A 15,882-nucleotide genomic window follows, 5' to 3' on the forward strand; every position below is an offset into this window, starting at 1 on the left:
GTCGCAGCCGTGCGGATGACGGGAGACGCCGATGGTTCAGATGCGCGAGACGAGGCATATCCCCGTTGGGTTGCCCGATCGGGCCGAGCTCGCCGAGGATCAGGTGTGCGGCCGGCGCTGCGTGTGGTGCGCGGCAGGCCTCAACACCGCCGTCGCCCTCGACCTCGGGGAACGGCGCGAGGTGAGCGCATACGGCAACGTCACCAGCTGGTTCCCCCGCAGCTGCCGTCCGTGTGCCCGCGCCCACGTCTACCGGACGCTCCTCGACCACACGCAGAGCTGTGAGCAGTGCGCCGACGACCTCACCCGCTGCCCCGGCGGCAAAGCACTGCGCGCGGCCATGAGGACGCTGCGCTCCTGAGCGAGGGCGTCCGGTTCGGCTGGCGGGACGGCCGTCTGGTGGCACGTCAGGTGGCCGCAGCCGTCCGCCTTCGTGCGGCGCACGGACCGGTAGGCCCCCGGTCATGGCCGGCGCGCCACGAGGGTTCAGGAAGCGTCACCGGTCCGTGATCGGTGGTGGGTGGGGGGACGGTACGGTCTGGCGTAGGTGCGGCTTTCGGTGAGGTGGGGGTCGGATTCAGGGCCCGTCCGGTGAGGGGAGTGACCACGGCGCGGGCGCCGGTCGTCTCACGGATGTGTCACAGATTCCGTCGACGGCTGCGGAGAAAGCGCCCATGATGTGGGCTCTACGTAGGTGGGACCTCGTCTGATGGACCGTATGGACGGCCCGTAGAGTTCTCACCCTGTTGCACACCAATGGGGGAGGTCGGTGCGGCGATGGAAAAGCTCGGTCCCGGAGATCCGCAGCGGATCGGCGCGTATCGGCTGCTGGCGCGGCTCGGCGCGGGCGGCATGGGGCAGGTGTACCTCGCGCGTTCGGGGCGGGGCCGCACGGTCGCGGTGAAGCTGGTGCGCCAAGAGCTCGCCGAGCAGGAGGAGTTCAGGAACCGCTTCCGGCAGGAGGTGCGGGCCGCGCGGCGCGTCGGCGGCGCGTGGACGGCGCCCGTCCTGGACGCGGACACCGAGGCCGCCATCCCGTGGGTCGCCACCGGGTACGTGGCCGGGCCCTCGCTGCAGACCGTCGTCTCGCGCGACCACGGCCCGCTGCCCGAACGGTCCGTCAATATCCTGGCGGCCGGGCTCGCGGGCGCCCTGAAGGACATCCACGCGGCGGGCATCGTCCACCGCGACCTCAAGCCGTCGAACGTGCTGGTCACCATCGACGGCCCGCGCGTCATCGACTTCGGCATCGCCCGCGCCCTGGAGACCGTCACCGACGGTGGCCTCACCCGCACCGGCGCGCTGGTCGGCTCGCCCGGTTTCATGGCGCCCGAGCAGGTGCGCGGGGACCGGATCACGCCGGCCTGCGACGTGTTCTGCCTCGGCTCCGTCCTCGCGTACGCCGCCTCGGGCGCGCTGCCCTTCGGCACGGCCAACAGCGGTGTCCACGCGCTGATGTTCCGCATCGCGCAGGAGGAGCCGGACCTCTCCGGGCTCCCGGAGAACCTGGCCGAGCTGATCGCGCTCTGCCTGCGCAAGGACCCGGCTTCCCGGCCCACTCTCGACGACGTCCTGGAGCGCACGGGCGCGCAGGACACCCTCGGCGCGGAGGGCCGCACGCGCGATCCCTGGCTGCCGGGCGCCCTCGTCGCCCAACTCGGGCGGCACGCAGTGCAGTTGCTGGACGCGGAGGACCCGGACGAGCCCCGGGTGGCGACCGTCGTGGCCGCGGAGGGGTCCCCACACGCCGCAGCGGACGGTACGGGCGGTGCGGACGGGTCCAGAGATAGAGCCGCCGGTTCGTCGGACAGTGCGGGATCGTCGGACGGGCCCCCGGCCGGCTCCCCCGAGGCGAGGGCCGACGGTGCGGGCGCGGCCGTGTCCGCGGCTGCCGCGGCGGCAGCCGCGGCGGCAGCGGCCTCCGGTGGGGCGGCGGCCGGTGGCGGGGCCACTCCCCCGCCCCCCGGAGCGCCCGGCGCCGCGCCGCTCGACCATCTGCCCACCATGGTCGGGGGCCAGGCCCCGCCGCACACGCCCACTCCGCCGCCCATGCCGCCGGCGGGCGCCCCGGCGTACGGCTATCCCCAGCAGGCACACCAGCACCCGCAGCCCGGCGCCTACGGCTACCCGCAGCAGCCCCCGGCCGGCTTCGGCCCGACGCCGCCCTACGGTCCGGGCATGTACACCCCGCTGCCCGTGCCGCAGAACGAACCGGCGCGCCGCAGCGGCCGTTCGAGCGCCGCGCTGATCGTCGTCGCGTTGATAGTGGCCATCGGGGCGGGCGGCACCGTCTACGCCGTCATGAACAACAAGGACGACGACACCAAGCGGGGCGACGACGCCAAGAACTCGGCGAGCAGCGGACCCCGGACCCCGGGACCCAGTTCCCCGGAGCCGGACCCGTCCACGTCGCCCACCCCCTCCCCCACCGAGGAGGAGGGCACCGTCCCGGACAAGTACGTCGGCACGTGGTCGGGCGGCCTGGACAACAAGTCCGGCCACCACACGCGCAGTCTCACCATCCAGCAGGGCGATACCGGGGACACGGCCCTGTCGCTGGTGGCCGAGGGGCCGACGGACGGCGGCGGCACCTACCGCTGCGTCTTCGAGGGCAAGCTGGAGTCCGCGTCCGGCGACCGCCTGCACATCGGGCCCACCGAGATCACGGAGGGGCAGCCGATGTCGGCGTGCACGCCCGGCAAGGCGAGCGTCGTGACGATCCTCGGCAACGGGAAGCTGCGGCGCGCCAACACGGACGGTACGGGGGAGCTGACGTACGACCGGTCCGGCTGAGCGCCCGCCGCGCCGGGGGCGAGACCCCGAGACCTCGCCCCCGTCGCCCTTTACGGCAGCCGGATCGTCCGTACCAGCGGCATGTCCGCGTACAGGCTCGGCTCGGTCGTCACCACGGGCCGGCCGTCCGGCCAGTCAGGCGTCGGCCGGGACAAGTGGACCGCCTGCCCCAGTCGCCACTCGACCCCGTCACGCAGGAGCGCGCCCAGGGCCGAGGCCCCGGCGAAGTCCAACTCGACGATTTCGGCGGCGGGCAACGCGCCCACGTGATCGGCTAGGCCCTTGCGCATCCCGTCGGCCGCCGCGAGGCACAGTGCCGGTACGTAGACGTGCCGGGTCGGCCCGTGTTCGGTGTTGGAGATGAACTGCGAGGCGAGCCGGTTGCCCGACCCCAGGGCGAGCAGGGCGGTCTGGTCGTAGATCACCGCCGTCGACCCGCTCACAGGCTGTCCACGGGCCGACCGGCCTCCAGGTCCTGCCAGACCTTCTCGGCCCTGTCGTGGTCCTCGTCCGTCAGCGTCACGCCGAAGTGCGTCTCGCAGTACGCCTTGGCCTCCTCGTACCGCTTCTGAAGCTCCTCCTTGGTGGGAGTGGCTCCCGCCAGCTCGGCGATCAGGTCGCGCATGGTCATGCCGCGCTCGCGGGCGAGCACCATGAGCCGGTCGCGGACAGCGGGGTCAACCTTGACGGTGGTGTCAGCCATGACGACAGTATACTGACGGTATACCGTCTCGGGCCGCTCCAGTAACGTGGTCATTTCGTTTCCTTTCGGATGGGGGACCCGGCCGCACGGTCGTGGGCCGGGAGTCTTATGGCCGCCGGTCAGGCCAGGAGCGGGGCCGACGCGCCCCGCAGCGCCGCTCTCGCCGCCGCCCCGCCGCGCAGCGCCGCCGCCACGAATCCCGGCTGGCCGGGCGCGCGCCGCTCCTCGCCCGCGTGGGGCGTACGCGGCGGAGGCGGCGGCGCGGGCAACTTGCGGCGCAGGCGGTCCTTGACCAGCGCGGCCGCCGAGTACACCCGGGACGGCAGCCCCTGCGTCAGCGCGGCCCGCACCACCGCGTCGCTCGCGCCGACCGCCCACCACTCCTCCACGAGCGGCGCGAGGCGGACCGCGTCGGCGGCGCCGAGCGCGAGCCGGGGGTCCCGCCTGCCGAGCGAGGCCAGTAGCTGGGCCGCGACGCCCAGCGGTTCGGCGGCGTTCGCGGGTTCGGCGCCGCGCTGCGCCGGCGGCTCCGGGGAGGGAGGTTTTTCTTCCCTGGTCTTTTCTCCCGAAGGGAGAGCGCCCGCCGCCCCGGACGCCGACTCGCCGGGAGCCAGGTTTTGAACTTTTTCCGCGTCACCCTCTGGGGGCTCCTCGTCGTACGGGGCGTCGAACACCTCGTAGACGGTGAAGAGTTGGCCCGTCTCGCGGTCCTTGTGGACGGCCCGCCGCAGATAGCGGGATTCCTCCAGCTCACGCAGGGCGGCGGCGACCCGCATCCGCCCTTCCTTGCGCTGTCCGGCGAGCGAACGGACCGTGGCACGGGCGTCGTTCGGGAGGCTGAGGAGGTACATCAGTACGCCTGCCGCGCACCAGGAGATGGACCTGTCGCGGAGAAGAGAGTTGGCGAAGCTGGAGAACGCGCGCGTGGGCGTCGTACGATGGATGCGCATTTGGAGGTCTTCGCTCCGGGTGTCGAGCCCCCAGGTGTTCCCGCACCGTGGGGGCAACTTCATGCGCCGCCGACCGGCCGCGCCATTGGCGGCGACTCTATGCCCACGCAAAGTGCCGGGCGCAAGTCTGAACTGGCCTTTGTGCAGGTCGCGTTCGTTATCTTCACTCGTGCGAGTTAAGCGCGGTGTGCAGCAGCAGGGTGTGTACGCGGCGGTCCGCGCCGCTGGGGCGGTAGCGCCAACTCAGGGGCCAGGTATGGCCGTCCAGCGCCGGTACCGGTACGTACGACACGTGTCCCGGCGCGGCGGTCAGGCGCGTGACGCCGTCCGGCCACGGCCGGTGCGACGTGCTGCCGACCGGGACGAGGAAGTACACCCCGCGACGCCCGTTCGCCTCCTCCACGATCGGCCCCGGGTCGCCGCCCGTCAGCCGCGCCAGCTCGTCGGCAAGGGCGCGGCCCCGGTCGCCGTCGACTCGTACGGCGTCGAACTGGACGCCCGCCTTGCGGAGTTGGAGGCCGGTCGCCGGAATCCAGTCGGCCTGCGCGTTGTGCGTGTTCATGGGTTCAGCCAAGCGGCGCGAGGATAGCTTTTCCATGACTCTGAGTCGACTGCCGCGCACGGTCGGAAACGGGCCGAGCGGGGTTGAGACCGGTTGAGATCGGTTGAGATCCGGTGAGTTCGGAATACTTTCGGAGGTGACCTCGATGGCGCGGTCCGCGAACAAGGACGAGGCGGGCGGCGTGACCCACCTCGTCGCCGCCCTGGCCAGGGCCCTGCGGGAGCAGCAGCGGCTCTCCCAGACCGAGGTGGGCGCGATGACCGGTTACACCGGATCGGCGATCAGCGCGATGGAGACGTGCGCGCAGCCGCCGAGTGACCAGATGCTGGTCAAATTGGGGGAGACGATCGGCGCGGGGCTCGGTGTCTTCGAGAAGGCGCGTGAGTACGTCCTGATGGACAAGTACCCCGCCCGGTTCCGGGGCTTCTCCGCGATGGAGGCGGCGGCGCTCACGCTCTTCTCGTACGAGACCCTCGTCGTCGACGGTCTCTTCCAGACGGAGGAGTACGCGCGGGCCCTGATCGCCGGCAGCTACCCGCCCGTTTCCGAGCAGAAGTGTGAGGAACTGGTCGAGGCGCGCCTGGCGCGCAGGGTGCTGCTCGACCGGCAGCCGGTCCCGATGATCGAGTTGATCCTGGAAGAGTCGGTGCTGCGCCGGCCGTTCGGGAGCTGGGAAATCCAGCGCGGGCAGCTCCGGTCGCTGGCAGAGGACGCCCAGCGGCCCAACGTCACCATCCAGGTGCTGCCCTTGGCACGCGGACTGCGTGGGACGTACGCGGGTGATCGTGGGCCCATGAAACTCATCGAGACCAAGGACCACGAGCACGTGGCGTTCATGGAGATCGAGGACCAGAGCATCCTGGTCAGCGATCCGGCGGAAGTCTCCCAACTGACTCACCGCTATGCGAAGATCCGCGCACAGGCCCTGAGTCCCGACGACTCGCTGAGCCTCATCGAGCAGTTGGCAGGAGAGAAACAGCGATGAGCAGCACCCTGCGATGGTTCAAGTCGAGCTACAGCGACGGCGGTGGCGGCAACTGCCTGGAAGTCGCCTACGACTGGTTCAAGTCGAGCTACAGCGATGACGGTGGCGGCAACTGCCTGGAAGTCGCGTACGAGTGGCACAAGTCGACTTACAGCGACAGCGGCGGGGGCAACTGCGTCGAGGTCGCCCCCTGCCCCCGCGCCCCCGGCGCGACCACGCATGTCCGGGATTCCAAGAATCCCGGGGGGCCCTCCCTCGCCGTCTCGGCGGGGGCCTGGGCCGCGTTCGTCTCCTGGGCCGAGTAGCGCTCCCCCGCGCGGGGGAGGAGGACCGGCCACGGAGGTGATCCGCCGCGCCGCGCTCGCCGCGAGGCTGGAGGCATGACCACCGCAGCCGCACATCAGCGCCCCGCCCGCACCGTCGCCGCCCCGGCGTCCGCCTGGACCGTCCGGGCCGCCCGCTCCCTCTCCCTGCTCGCCCTGCCCGTCTGCGTGTGGCGGCTGCCGTTCGCCTTCGGGTACGGGATGGGCGGGGCAGCCCCGGACCCGGCATGGTGGAACACGCCGTACGTGCTCGGGCTGAGCCTGCTCACCGAACTCGCCGCGCTGCTGAGCCTCGGCCTCGTACGCCCCTGGGGCGAGGTCTTCCCGGCCTGGCTCCCCCGGCTCGGCGGGCGCCGCGTCCCGTCCGCCGCCGTGATCGTCCCGGGGGCCCTCGCCGGGCTGCTCTTCAGTGCGCTGTGCGCCGACTGGCTCCGCCTGGCCTGCACCGAAGGTCCGGACGCCTGGCCCTACGCCGACGGCTGGAACGTCCTCGCCATGACGGTGAGCGGGCTGATGACGCTGTGGGGGCCCCTGCTGCTGATCCTCACGGTCGCCTACTACCGGCGCCGGCGGTAGCCGCCGGGGAGCGGTCCTGTCAGGTGCGGTAGCGGGGGAAGTCGCCGGTTTCTACCGACCAGGCGCCCATCTGTACGGTGTCGCCGAACTTGTAGTGACGGGGGTTGTCCACGTACCGGGGCTCCCCGGCGGAGGTGTCCGGCCCGGAGTGCACGGTGATCGTGCCGTCCCGGGGGTCGACGATCACGTAGACGGGAATGCCCATGCGGGGGTAGTCGCGGAGTTTGGTGACGTAGTCGCGGCCCGGGTCCGAGGGGGATACGACCTCGACGGCGATGGATACGTCGGGGGCGAACACGGCGAAGTCCTCGGGCTGCCCGTCGCGGGCCTCACGTGTCAGGACCAACAGGTCTGCCGTCCGGCAGAGACCGAGGTCGGGACGGTGCACTCGATTCTCGGCGAGGGCGACCGCGTCACGATCCTGGCTCCGGATCTGGAAGCCGATCTCCATCACGAGCTCGCCATGCGGGTTGGAGGGGGACATCATGTGGACGGTGATCTCCTGGTTCGTGATGTCTGCCCGCGCCACGCGGCCACGGTTCTCCGCCACGGCCTCGTACTCCTCGGCCAATTCCATGAGCTGCCGATACGTGACCGTCGGCTTGATCGACCCCACCGGCTGCGCGCTCATCGGGCTACTCCTCGCTCGGGCATGACGGAGATGCTCTCCCACCGTAGCGCCGCTCGCTGTCATGTCCGTCAGTCTTCCGGGCAAGGCAAAGGGGTGGGTCGCGTTGATGTGCGACCCACCCCTGAGAGTGAGCTGAGCCCCGTTCGCGGGGCGGGCGGATCAGACGAAGGAGTTGATCTCGATCGTCTCCGTGCGGCCCGGGCCCACGCCGATCGCGGAGATCGGGGCGCCGGACATCTCCTCCAGCGCCTTCACGTAGGCCTGCGCGTTCTTCGGCAGGTCCGAGAAGGTCTGGGCCTTGGTGATGTCCTCGGACCAGCCCGGCAGCATCTCGTAGATCGGCTTCGCGTGGTGGAAGTCGGTCTGCGAGTAGGGGAGTTCCTCCACGCGCTTGCCGTCGATCTCGTACGCCACGCAGACCGGGATCTGCTCCCAGCCGGTGAGGACGTCGAGCTTGGTCAGGAAGAAGTCCGTCAGGCCGTTCACGCGGGTCGCGTAGCGGGCGATCGGGGCGTCGAACCAGCCGCAGCGGCGGTCACGGCCGGTCGTCACACCGCGCTCGCCGCCGATGCGGCGCAGGTCCTCGCCGTCCTGGTCGAACAGCTCGGTCGGGAACGGGCCCGCGCCGACCCGCGTCGTGTACGCCTTGAGGATGCCGATGACCCGGCTGATCTTCGTCGGGCCCACGCCGGTGCCCGTGCAGGCGCCGCCGGCGGTCGGGTTCGACGAGGTGACGAAGGGGTACGTGCCGTGGTCCACGTCCAGGAGCGTGCCCTGGCCGCCCTCGAAGAGGACGACCTTGTCCTCGTCCAGCGCGTTGTTCAGGATCAGGGTGGTGTCGGCGACGTACCGCTTGATGTTCTCGCCGTGCTCCAGGAGCTGCTCCACGATCTGCTCCGCCTCGATCGCGCGGCGGTTGTAGAGCTTCGTGAGGAGCTGGTTCTTGATCTCCAGGGCCGCTTCGACCTTCTGCTGAAGGATCGACTCGTCGTAGAGGTCCTGCACGCGGATGCCGGTGCGGTTGATCTTGTCGGCGTACGTCGGGCCGATGCCGCGCCCGGTCGTGCCGATCTTGCGCTTGCCGAGGAAGCGTTCCGTCACCTTGTCGACCGTCACGTTGTACGGCGTGATGATGTGGGCGTTTCCGCTGATCAGAAGCTTCGACGTGTCGACGCCGCGCTCGTTCAGACCGCTCAGCTCGGAGAGCAGGACCGACGGGTCGACGACGACTCCGTTGCCGATGACCGGGACACAGTCCGGGGAGAGGATCCCGGAAGGGAGGAGATGCAGCGCGTACTTCTGGTCGCCGACGACGACCGTGTGGCCGGCGTTGTTGCCGCCCTGGTATCGCACTACATAGTCCACGGAGCCACCGAGCAGGTCAGTGGCCTTTCCCTTGCCTTCGTCACCCCACTGAGCACCGAGCAGCACAAGTGCGGGCACAGGCGTACACCCCTTCCGGGCGGGGCATGTCCAAGGTCAGGGGCCGTCGCCCCCGTATGGGTGTGGCGTGTACGGCCCGAGTGTGCCTCGGATGCTGCCCCGGAATAGACGAAGCCCCTGGCGCAATAGCGCAAGGGGCTCTTGCACAAAGATGCTACCCGAGGTCTCAAAGAACGGCTAAAAGAAAGGGAGCACGTTGTCGGCTCGCGACCAGCTCCTAGTCGTCATCGACCCGGTCGCCCGACGTGCGGACGGCGAGTCGGTACGCATCGCGAAGGACGTGCTCGGTGCGGGCGCGAACCTGCGGATCTGCCTGCCGGACAGTCCCGAGGACTTCACGAAAGCGCTGGCCAGGCGGGGTGCGCGGCGGCCGGTGGTGATCGGTGACGACCGTGCGCTGCTGCGGGCCGTCCAGGCCTTGCACCGGGAGCGGGGGCTGGCCCGCGCCACGCTCTCCCTCGTGCCCGTCGGGGCCGCGCAGACGCTCGCGCGGGCGCTCGGGGTGCCCGCCGGGGCGGTCGCCGCGGCGCGGGCCGTCCTGGAAGGGGCCGAGCGGCGGCTGGATCTGCTGGTGGACGAGAGCGATGGGGTGGTGTTGGGGGAGTTGCGGATTCCTCCTGTGGGGGTGGGGGCGGTGCCGGCCTCGGGGGCGGGGGCGGGTGCGCGGGTTGGGCTGTCTCGTCTTTCCGTGGGTGTGTCCCCGGCCGGTGCCGGTGAGGGGCACGCTTGGCTTCGGACCTGTCAGTCGTTCGTACGGACCCTGGCCGCGCGGCCCTCGCGGGTGGCGGCGGTGGCGGGGGCGGGGCCTTCGCGGTTGCGGGTCGAGGCGGATGGGGTCACGTTGATCGACCTGGACCAGCCTGTCGAGGGTGTGCGGATCAGTGCGGGGGAGGGTGGGCTGGCGCGGGTCGAGGTGCGGCCGGTCTCTGTGGGGGCGGAGGCGGGGGCCCTGGGGGTGTGGGCGCGGGCGGTCACCGTCTCTGGGGCGGATTTTCGGTTTTGTGCGGATGCGGTGGTTGGGGGGCCTGTGCGGACGCGGACCTGGACGGTTCGGGCGGGGGCGTGGGGGTTGACGTTGCCTCGGTGAGGGGTGGGGGTGCGGGGGGTTCTTTGGGGGGTTTGCGCAGTTCCCCGCGCCCCTGGGGGGGGTGGGGCTTGGGCTCGTTGGGTGGGAGCGGGTGCGTTGGGGTTTTGCGCAGTTCCCCGCGCCCCTGGGGAGTGGGTGGCTGGGGTGCTTGGGTGGGTGCGGGTTCGTTGGGGTTTTGCGCAGTTCCCCGCGCCCCTGGGGTGGGTGGGTGCGGGGTCGTTGGGGGGTTTTGCGCAGTTCCCCGCGCCCCCGGAGGGCTAGGGGGTGGGGTTTGTGGATTGGGCGTGTTGGGTCCAGCCTTCGCGGAACCAGTGCAGGTGGGTCTGCTGGGCCTCGGCCTCTGTGATGATCCGTACACCCTCCACGCCGGCCTCCTGGATCTTCGTACCCAGTTCGACGAGCAGTCCGCCGAGGAGGAACGCCAGCTCCTCCGGCGTGCGGGCGTGGCCCTCGCCGCGTTCGCCGTCGCGGCGCGGGTGGCCCGACGGTCCCTCCGATTCGTCAGTCGGCATGTTCGCGCTCCTTCTGGGCCCCTGCTATTCGTCCTGCGGCAGGAACGCCTTCGTGACGCGCACGAAGACCGCCTGCAGTTCCGTCGGCACCCCCATCCGCCGAGCCGCCTCCTCGGGGCTCAGCCGTCGGGGGGCGCCGGTGTCCCCGCCCCGCGGGGCCGTGATCGGCAGGTCGCTCTCGGAGAGGCGGCCCGAGCGGATCAGCATGTCCCGCAGCGGCACGCCCAGCACCGTCGCCAGCCGCCGCATCGTCTCCAGGTCCGGCATGCTCTGCCGCTGCACGAGCCGGCTGACCGCCGCCCGGTGCACACCCGCGTCGTCCGCCAGCTTCGACTTGCCGCCGCCGCGCGGGCTGTCGATGTCGTAGCCGCGCTCGCGCATCACACCCTCGATCCACTCGGCGAACTCCTCCAGTTCATCCGCTCGATTCCGGCCACTGTCCCGGATCTGTCCGTCCTGGTCGCTGCGGGCGCTGGCCCGCGGGCTGGACACCATGTCGTCGCTCTCCCCTCGTCGCAGGGGGAGCGTATCGATCGCGCGCGCACGGACATACGTGCGCGCCAGCGCGTTGCCGGGAAGTTCCGACGGGGTCCCGCCGGACGTTTCTTTCTGGCCATCCCTCTCGTCACTCCGCTCACTCACCTCGCCATTTTTAGTTGCGCCTGCGCACACAGCGTGGAACTCTGATCACGCATCGCCCTTTCGAACATACGTTCGCATACCCTGCGGAGGGATTGCGCATGCCTCAACGGACAGCTGTCCCCGCACTTGCTCTGAACAGCGCGTTTCCTCGTACGGAAGCCCCCCTGGACGAAGCTCTCGATTGGCGCAGAGACGCCGCCTGCGTGGACCTCCCCCAGCAGTACGTCTTCACCCGCACCCTCGCCGAGGCCGCGCCGGTATTGCGCGCCTGCAATCAGTGCCCGATCCGGCGCGAGTGCGAGGCCGTCGTCGATCCGTCGCACAGCTGGTTCGACGGCGTCAGCGGCGGGCGGCTCTGGCGCAACGGCCGCGCGGTCAAGCCCCACAAGCCGGCCGCCGGGAGGCCGTGATGAGCGACGCGAACAGCGCGGTCGACCGCGCCGCCCTCTGGCTCGACTCCCTGCGCCGCCGCTACCCCCTGCTCCTCGCGGAGCTGGTACCCGGCACCGGACGCACCCTGCGCGAGGTGCGCGGTGGCGGACCCGCCGCCTCCGCCCTCGCGCCCGTCCGCCTGTACGTCAGCGACGCCCTGCGCGACATCGGTGACGGCGTGATCGAGCTGGAGGAGGCCGTACGCGACCGGCTCGGCCTGCGCCGCATCTCCGCCGCCCCGGTGCCGGTCCGGCTGCGCCGGCTCGGCGAACTCCTCGACTCCGTGGCGGAGTTGCCCGACCTCGCGGCGCACGTCGAGGAGGAGGCGCGCCGGATGGCCCACCGCTGTGCCCGCGCCCTCGGGGATCCCGAGCAGCTGGTGCGGCTCCCCGGACGCTGCCCGGCCTGCGACTGCGTCTCGCTGCGGGCGTTTCCGGAGCGGGGGATCGCGATGTGCGTGAACCCCCCGTGCCGGCACGTGCTCGACGAGGAGACGCCTTGAACACCCCGCTGATCTCGGGTGACCTCGCCGCCGACGAGGCCGACGTCTCGCCCGCCACCATCCGCAAGTGGGTGCAGCTCGGTCATCTGAAGGCCGCCGGGCGGCAGGGGCGGCGGTCCCTGTACCGCCTGGAGGACGTCTTCGCCGCCGAGCGTGCCGTCCGCCGCGCACGGGCGGCGGACCGGCCGCCCACGTAAGCCGCGTCAGCCGCCTAAGCCGCGTGGAGAAACGTAGGAGCGAGGGGCCCCGCACCCGGGAGGTGCGGGGCCCCTCGTGCGTATCGGCAGCGAGCCCCTCGCGTGCTTTCCACCCGGGTCAACCCGGGCCCCGTACAAGCCGGTTGCGGGAATCGGGACCCTGGATCACACTTGGAGCAGCGGCAGAGCTGCGCCCCCGGCGAGGGGCGGCGGACCTGCCGCTTTGTGTTGCCCGCACTCGTCCCATCCCCTCCGATGACAGGGAGTGTCCATGTGGCCATCCTGACCTTTCCCGACGCGGAACGGCTCGTCGTCGACTTCCTCAAGAACCGGGCGGAGCTAGCCGGTTCGGACGTCGACAACCGGCCGCCCCCGGGGTTCGACGGCACCCAGAAGGCCGTCCTCGTCTCCCGCGTCGGTGGCGCGTGGGTCGACGACCGGCATCTCGACCAGCCCCTCCTGGACCTGGAGGTCTACGGTCCGGACAAGACCACCGCGCACGGCGTCTCCCTCGCCGCCCGCGCCTGTGTGCTCGAACTGGCCGGCACCTCGTACGGCGGGGCCGTCGTCACCGACGTCACCGAGACGGACGGGCCGCGCTGGCTGCCCGACCACAACCGCCCGGCGGGAAGCCGGTACCTGTCGACGGTCCGGGTGTCGATCCGGCCCCAGTGAGCCCCGGCTTCCCCCTGAGCACCACACGCACCGCACGCAGTTCCAGGCCCTGCCCCATCACGGCGGGGCCTTCGTCGTGTCCGGGACCGTCGTCCCGCGACCAACCGCACCCACCTGAGGAGTACGCATGGCAGGCAACAACGGCAAGGAGATCCGCGTCGCCGGTACGGGACGCGTCCTGATCGCCCCCGCCGGCACCGACGCCCCGGCCAACGCCACCGTCGACTGGGACACCACCAAGTGGACGGACCTCGGTTACACCACGACCGACGGCATCAAGTTCAACAAGAAGGACAAGATCGACCCGGTGGACACCTGGCAGTCGGTGAGCCCGGCGCGGTTCATCTACTCCGACCGCGACCTCACCGTGAAGTTCCAGCTGCTCCAGCTGAACAAGGCGACCCTCGCCTTCTTCATGGGCGGCGGCGAGGTGAAGGCGGTGACCACCGCGCCGGGGACCGTGGTGGAGAACGAGCTCAAGGAGTTCTCGTACGACCTGGCCAACACGCCGACCCCGGACGAGCGGGCGCTCGGCATCGAGTTCGTCGACGGCGCGTCGAAGTACCGCTTCGTGGTGCCGCGCGGCCAGGTCACCGAGACCGAGGAGATCGGCCTGACCCGGACCGGCGCGGTGAAGCTGGGCGTGACCTTCACGGCCCTCGCCAAGGACGACCGGGCTCCGCTGGCCAGCTTCCGCATCAAGGAACTCGCCACGTCCTACGCGTGAGCCGGCCGGGGCACATGTGGCCCGCTCATAACGCCCGCTGACGGCGCGCAATCGGCGGTCGTGTTCGTAGGCGACCGCATAGGATCCCCGCGACGCCCGGCCCGTGCCCCCCAGCACGGCCGGGCGTCGCCCTGCCCAAGGAGACAACCGTGGCCGGCTTCAACGTCAACGCCGCCCGCGCCCAGCGCCTCGAAGCGCTCGGCCGGGCCTGGACCTTCGAGCTCGACGCCGAGACCTTCGAGCTGCCGACCGAACTGACCCGCGCCACCGCGCGCGAGCTGCGGGACCTGGACGACAACGACGTGGACGGTCTGCTCGAACTGCTCCTGGGTGAGCAGCAGTTCGCCCGCTTCGAGCGTCATGACGTCACGATGCAGGACATCGCGGCGATCCTGGAGGCGTACGGCAAGGAGACCGGGCTCGGCCTGGGGGAAGGCTGAGCCTCGGCGCGTTCGTCGACGAACACGCCGAGGCCCTTGAGGCGGACCTGCTGCGCCACTACGGCCTCGACCTGCTGGACTGGCACCGGGGCCGGCTCTCCTCGCGCCGCCTCGCGCTCCTTATCCGGCACCTGCCCCGGGACAGCGCGGTGGCCCGCGAGACGGAGGGGGAGGCGGCGGAGTGGGCGGTGGGGGACTATCTCCTCGCCCATGTGGTGGACCAACTGGCGGACGCCAACTGGATGTTCGCCACGGTCAACCGGGACGAGGACGCGGATCCCCTGGAGCCGCCGAAGCCGGTGCCGCGGCCGGGTACGGCCGACGCGGCGGCCACCCGGGACACCCCTGAGCCCGCCACCGCCCCCGGCGCAGGTCCCGGCGCAGGTCCCGCCGCCGCCCCCGGCACAGGTTCCGTCACCACCCCGGACCCCGCCCCCGGGCCAGCGCCCCCGCCCGTCGCGAGGCCGAGCGCCGATCAGCTGGCCGCCTTCTTCTCCTGACGAGCGGAAGCCCGCCCGGCCGTACCGGTCGTCCCCCGTCACCTACGGCGCAGGGTCACCTTCCACGGGGGCAGGGAGCCCCACCGCAGCGCGCCCCCGTGACCGCCGCCCACGGCGACGAGTCCCGGGCCCGGGATGACGATCGTGCCGCGGAACTTGCCCGTGTGCTCGATCAGCTTCCTTTCCCCGCGCCCTTGGAAGTCGTAGAGCCAGACGGAACCGTGGCCCTCGAAATCGACGTCCGCCTCCGTCTTTTCCCCGTGGTGGGCGTAGACGCGGGACGTGTTCCCCGCGTTCTCCGGCGCCAGCGGGGGCGCGTCCGACAGTTCGCCGAGGGATATGTGCCAGCGCCCCGGCCTGTGCACGCCGTCGGATATGGCGAGCCGGTGGTATTTCGCCGGAATCACCAGGTGGGCCCGGTCCTTTCCCCACCCGGACTCCCCGACGCGTTCCCGGAGGGTGATGCCGCCCTCCGTGCAATCGCCGTCGATCGAGAAGCCCCGCCCGAACGCTCTGCCCCAGGCCTCCGCGAGCAGGACCTTTCCGGAGCGAGAAGCCGGTATGTCGAACTCGTCCCTTCCGCGTCCGGAGAAATACCCCGACGAACTATCGGACATTCAGGAACCTTTCGAGAGGAAATGCCAGATGAGCGAAGGTGACGTGAAGCCGATCAAGGACAGGGTGGCAGACCTTGAGAAGCAGATCCAGGAGTTCACGACCAAGTTCGAACACGGCTGGGCCAAGGGCGAAACCGTCGGCGCGGCGGGTGCCGCCACGGGTGCGGCCGCGTCCCTGACCGGTGTCTCGGGCGAGGCCACCCTGCTGTCCGGCGGCTTCAAGCTGGCGAACTTCGAATACGACTTCATGGCCGAGAGGGAGAAGAAGAAGCTCAGGAGTCTGCGCCAGCTGCCGGATCAGCTGGCCGAGGACATCGGTGCCGCCAAACGCCTGGCCAACGAAGGAAAAGAGGCGGCCGGCCGCGTCGACCGACGGGTGAGCGACCTCTCCCGCGACGTCGACCAGAAGCTCCGCCGCAAGGCCGACCTCTCCGAGGTACGGCAGACCAACAGCCGCCAGAACAGTCAGCTCGAAGGGCTGCGGAGCAGTCAGGTCAGCGCGCTGCGCCGCGAGGCCACCCAGGCGAACGCCGCCGTGCAGCACCTGAACGACGAGATCACCCGGCTCAATTCCCGCTTCTGACG

22 protein-coding genes and 1 pseudogene are annotated in these 15,882 nt (G+C 71.0%); 14 read left to right on the forward strand and 9 right to left on the reverse strand.

The window, feature by feature from the left end:
* Nucleotides 1–70: 70 nt before the first annotated feature.
* Entirely contained in the window at nt 71–361 is a 291-nt protein-coding gene (locus tag ABZ385_RS03730; RefSeq protein WP_358582770.1) for a hypothetical protein, read from the forward strand.
* A gap of 416 nt (nt 362–777) precedes the next feature.
* A complete protein-coding gene (locus ABZ385_RS03735; protein WP_358909534.1) occupies nt 778–2,793 on the forward strand; it encodes a serine/threonine-protein kinase in 2,016 nt (671 codons plus the stop codon).
* Between the two features lie 50 nt (nt 2,794–2,843).
* Here the strand turns inward: ABZ385_RS03735 and ABZ385_RS03740 are convergent, their stop codons facing one another.
* The 4 genes from ABZ385_RS03740 to ABZ385_RS03755 all read right to left on the reverse strand — a co-directional run bounded on the left by ABZ385_RS03740 (nt 2,844) and on the right by ABZ385_RS03755 (nt 5,008).
* Complete coding sequence (locus ABZ385_RS03740; RefSeq protein ID WP_358697805.1) at nt 2,844–3,236, reverse strand: hypothetical protein; 393 nt, start codon at nt 3,234–3,236, stop codon at nt 2,844–2,846.
* A complete protein-coding gene (locus ABZ385_RS03745; protein ID WP_358697803.1) occupies nt 3,233–3,496 on the reverse strand; it encodes a hypothetical protein in 264 nt (87 codons plus the stop codon). The genes ABZ385_RS03740 and ABZ385_RS03745 overlap by 4 nt, the downstream gene beginning before the upstream one ends.
* Nucleotides 3,497–3,615: 119 nt before the next feature.
* Nucleotides 3,616–4,446 carry a hypothetical protein gene (locus ABZ385_RS03750; protein ID WP_358909536.1) on the reverse strand — a complete coding sequence of 277 codons (831 nt, stop codon included), beginning with the start codon at nt 4,444–4,446 and terminating at the stop codon, nt 3,616–3,618.
* Nucleotides 4,447–4,609: 163 nt separating this feature from the next.
* Nucleotides 4,610–5,008, reverse strand: coding sequence for a hypothetical protein (locus ABZ385_RS03755; RefSeq protein ID WP_358587626.1), 399 nt, complete (start codon nt 5,006–5,008; stop codon nt 4,610–4,612).
* 145 nt (nt 5,009–5,153) lie between these two features.
* Between ABZ385_RS03755 and ABZ385_RS03760 the strand changes: the two genes are divergently transcribed.
* The 3 genes from ABZ385_RS03760 (at nt 5,154) to ABZ385_RS03770 (ending at nt 6,892) form a co-directional block, all read left to right on the forward strand.
* Nucleotides 5,154–5,993, forward strand: a complete 840-nt coding sequence (locus ABZ385_RS03760) for a helix-turn-helix transcriptional regulator (protein WP_358909538.1) — start codon at nt 5,154–5,156, stop codon at nt 5,991–5,993.
* The gene (locus ABZ385_RS03765) at nt 5,990–6,298 is read left to right on the forward strand and encodes a DUF397 domain-containing protein (RefSeq protein ID WP_358909539.1); all 309 of its coding nucleotides are present in this window, start codon (nt 5,990–5,992) and stop codon (nt 6,296–6,298) included. The genes ABZ385_RS03760 and ABZ385_RS03765 overlap by 4 nt, the downstream gene beginning before the upstream one ends.
* 75 nt (nt 6,299–6,373) lie before the next feature.
* Entirely contained in the window at nt 6,374–6,892 is a 519-nt protein-coding gene (locus ABZ385_RS03770) for a hypothetical protein (protein WP_358909541.1), read from the forward strand.
* A 19-nt stretch (nt 6,893–6,911) separates the two neighbouring features.
* On the opposite strand, the gene ABZ385_RS03775 is transcribed toward ABZ385_RS03770, so the two are convergent.
* Both ABZ385_RS03775 and ABZ385_RS03780 read right to left on the reverse strand, forming a co-directional pair.
* Nucleotides 6,912–7,523: a Uma2 family endonuclease gene (locus ABZ385_RS03775; RefSeq protein WP_358909542.1), complete on the reverse strand. Its 612-nt coding sequence runs from the start codon at nt 7,521–7,523 to the stop codon at nt 6,912–6,914.
* Between the two features lie 159 nt (nt 7,524–7,682).
* On the reverse strand, nt 7,683–8,966 hold the full coding sequence (locus ABZ385_RS03780) for an adenylosuccinate synthase (protein WP_358587636.1): 1,284 nt from the start codon (nt 8,964–8,966) through the stop codon (nt 7,683–7,685).
* A 196-nt stretch (nt 8,967–9,162) separates the two neighbouring features.
* Between ABZ385_RS03780 and ABZ385_RS03785 the strand changes: the two genes are divergently transcribed.
* On the forward strand, nt 9,163–10,053 hold the full coding sequence (locus tag ABZ385_RS03785; protein WP_358697796.1) for a diacylglycerol kinase family protein: 891 nt from the start codon (nt 9,163–9,165) through the stop codon (nt 10,051–10,053).
* 257 nt (nt 10,054–10,310) lie between these two features.
* Here the strand turns inward: ABZ385_RS03785 and ABZ385_RS03790 are convergent, their stop codons facing one another.
* Together ABZ385_RS03790 and ABZ385_RS03795 are read right to left on the reverse strand one after the other, a co-directional pair.
* A complete protein-coding gene (locus ABZ385_RS03790; protein ID WP_358587641.1) occupies nt 10,311–10,565 on the reverse strand; it encodes a hypothetical protein in 255 nt (84 codons plus the stop codon).
* 24 nt (nt 10,566–10,589) lie between these two features.
* Nucleotides 10,590–10,946: a helix-turn-helix domain-containing protein gene (locus tag ABZ385_RS03795; RefSeq protein WP_358587674.1), complete on the reverse strand. Its 357-nt coding sequence runs from the start codon at nt 10,944–10,946 to the stop codon at nt 10,590–10,592.
* Nucleotides 10,947–11,410: 464 nt separating this feature from the next.
* Between ABZ385_RS03795 and ABZ385_RS03800 the strand changes: the two genes are divergently transcribed.
* From ABZ385_RS03800 to ABZ385_RS03830, 7 genes and pseudogenes are all read left to right on the forward strand, one after another.
* Nucleotides 11,411–11,617 carry a hypothetical protein gene (locus tag ABZ385_RS03800; protein WP_358909544.1) on the forward strand — a complete coding sequence of 69 codons (207 nt, stop codon included), beginning with the start codon at nt 11,411–11,413 and terminating at the stop codon, nt 11,615–11,617.
* Nucleotides 11,617–12,141, forward strand: coding sequence for a hypothetical protein (locus ABZ385_RS03805; protein WP_358909546.1), 525 nt, complete (start codon nt 11,617–11,619; stop codon nt 12,139–12,141). Before ABZ385_RS03800 ends, ABZ385_RS03805 begins: the two co-directional genes overlap by 1 nt.
* A complete protein-coding gene (locus ABZ385_RS03810) occupies nt 12,138–12,338 on the forward strand; it encodes a helix-turn-helix domain-containing protein (RefSeq protein ID WP_358587646.1) in 201 nt (66 codons plus the stop codon). The genes ABZ385_RS03805 and ABZ385_RS03810 overlap by 4 nt, the downstream gene beginning before the upstream one ends.
* A 255-nt stretch (nt 12,339–12,593) precedes the next feature.
* Nucleotides 12,594–13,013 (forward strand): hypothetical protein, encoded by a 420-nt coding sequence (locus tag ABZ385_RS03815; RefSeq protein ID WP_358587647.1) that lies wholly within the window; start codon nt 12,594–12,596, stop codon nt 13,011–13,013.
* 127 nt (nt 13,014–13,140) lie between these two features.
* Entirely contained in the window at nt 13,141–13,740 is a 600-nt protein-coding gene (locus tag ABZ385_RS03820) for a phage tail protein (RefSeq protein ID WP_358587649.1), read from the forward strand.
* A gap of 149 nt (nt 13,741–13,889) precedes the next feature.
* Nucleotides 13,890–14,180, forward strand: a complete 291-nt coding sequence (locus ABZ385_RS03825; RefSeq protein WP_358587651.1) for a hypothetical protein — start codon at nt 13,890–13,892, stop codon at nt 14,178–14,180.
* A gap of 47 nt (nt 14,181–14,227) precedes the next feature.
* Nucleotides 14,228–14,494, forward strand: a pseudogene (locus ABZ385_RS03830) (hypothetical protein); the annotation flags it as partial.
* A gap of 224 nt (nt 14,495–14,718) precedes the next feature.
* Here the strand turns inward: ABZ385_RS03830 and ABZ385_RS03835 are convergent.
* On the reverse strand, nt 14,719–15,297 hold the full coding sequence (locus tag ABZ385_RS03835) for a hypothetical protein (protein ID WP_358587653.1): 579 nt from the start codon (nt 15,295–15,297) through the stop codon (nt 14,719–14,721).
* Between the two features lie 28 nt (nt 15,298–15,325).
* Between ABZ385_RS03835 and ABZ385_RS03840 the strand changes: the two genes are divergently transcribed.
* Nucleotides 15,326–15,880 carry a hypothetical protein gene (locus tag ABZ385_RS03840; protein ID WP_358587654.1) on the forward strand — a complete coding sequence of 185 codons (555 nt, stop codon included), beginning with the start codon at nt 15,326–15,328 and terminating at the stop codon, nt 15,878–15,880.
* The last annotated feature ends 2 nt before the right edge of the window (nt 15,881–15,882 follow it).

This window comes from Streptomyces sp. NPDC005898 (genome assembly GCF_040629635.1).
In the GTDB taxonomy this organism is placed as follows: Bacteria; Actinomycetota; Actinomycetes; order Streptomycetales; family Streptomycetaceae; genus Streptomyces.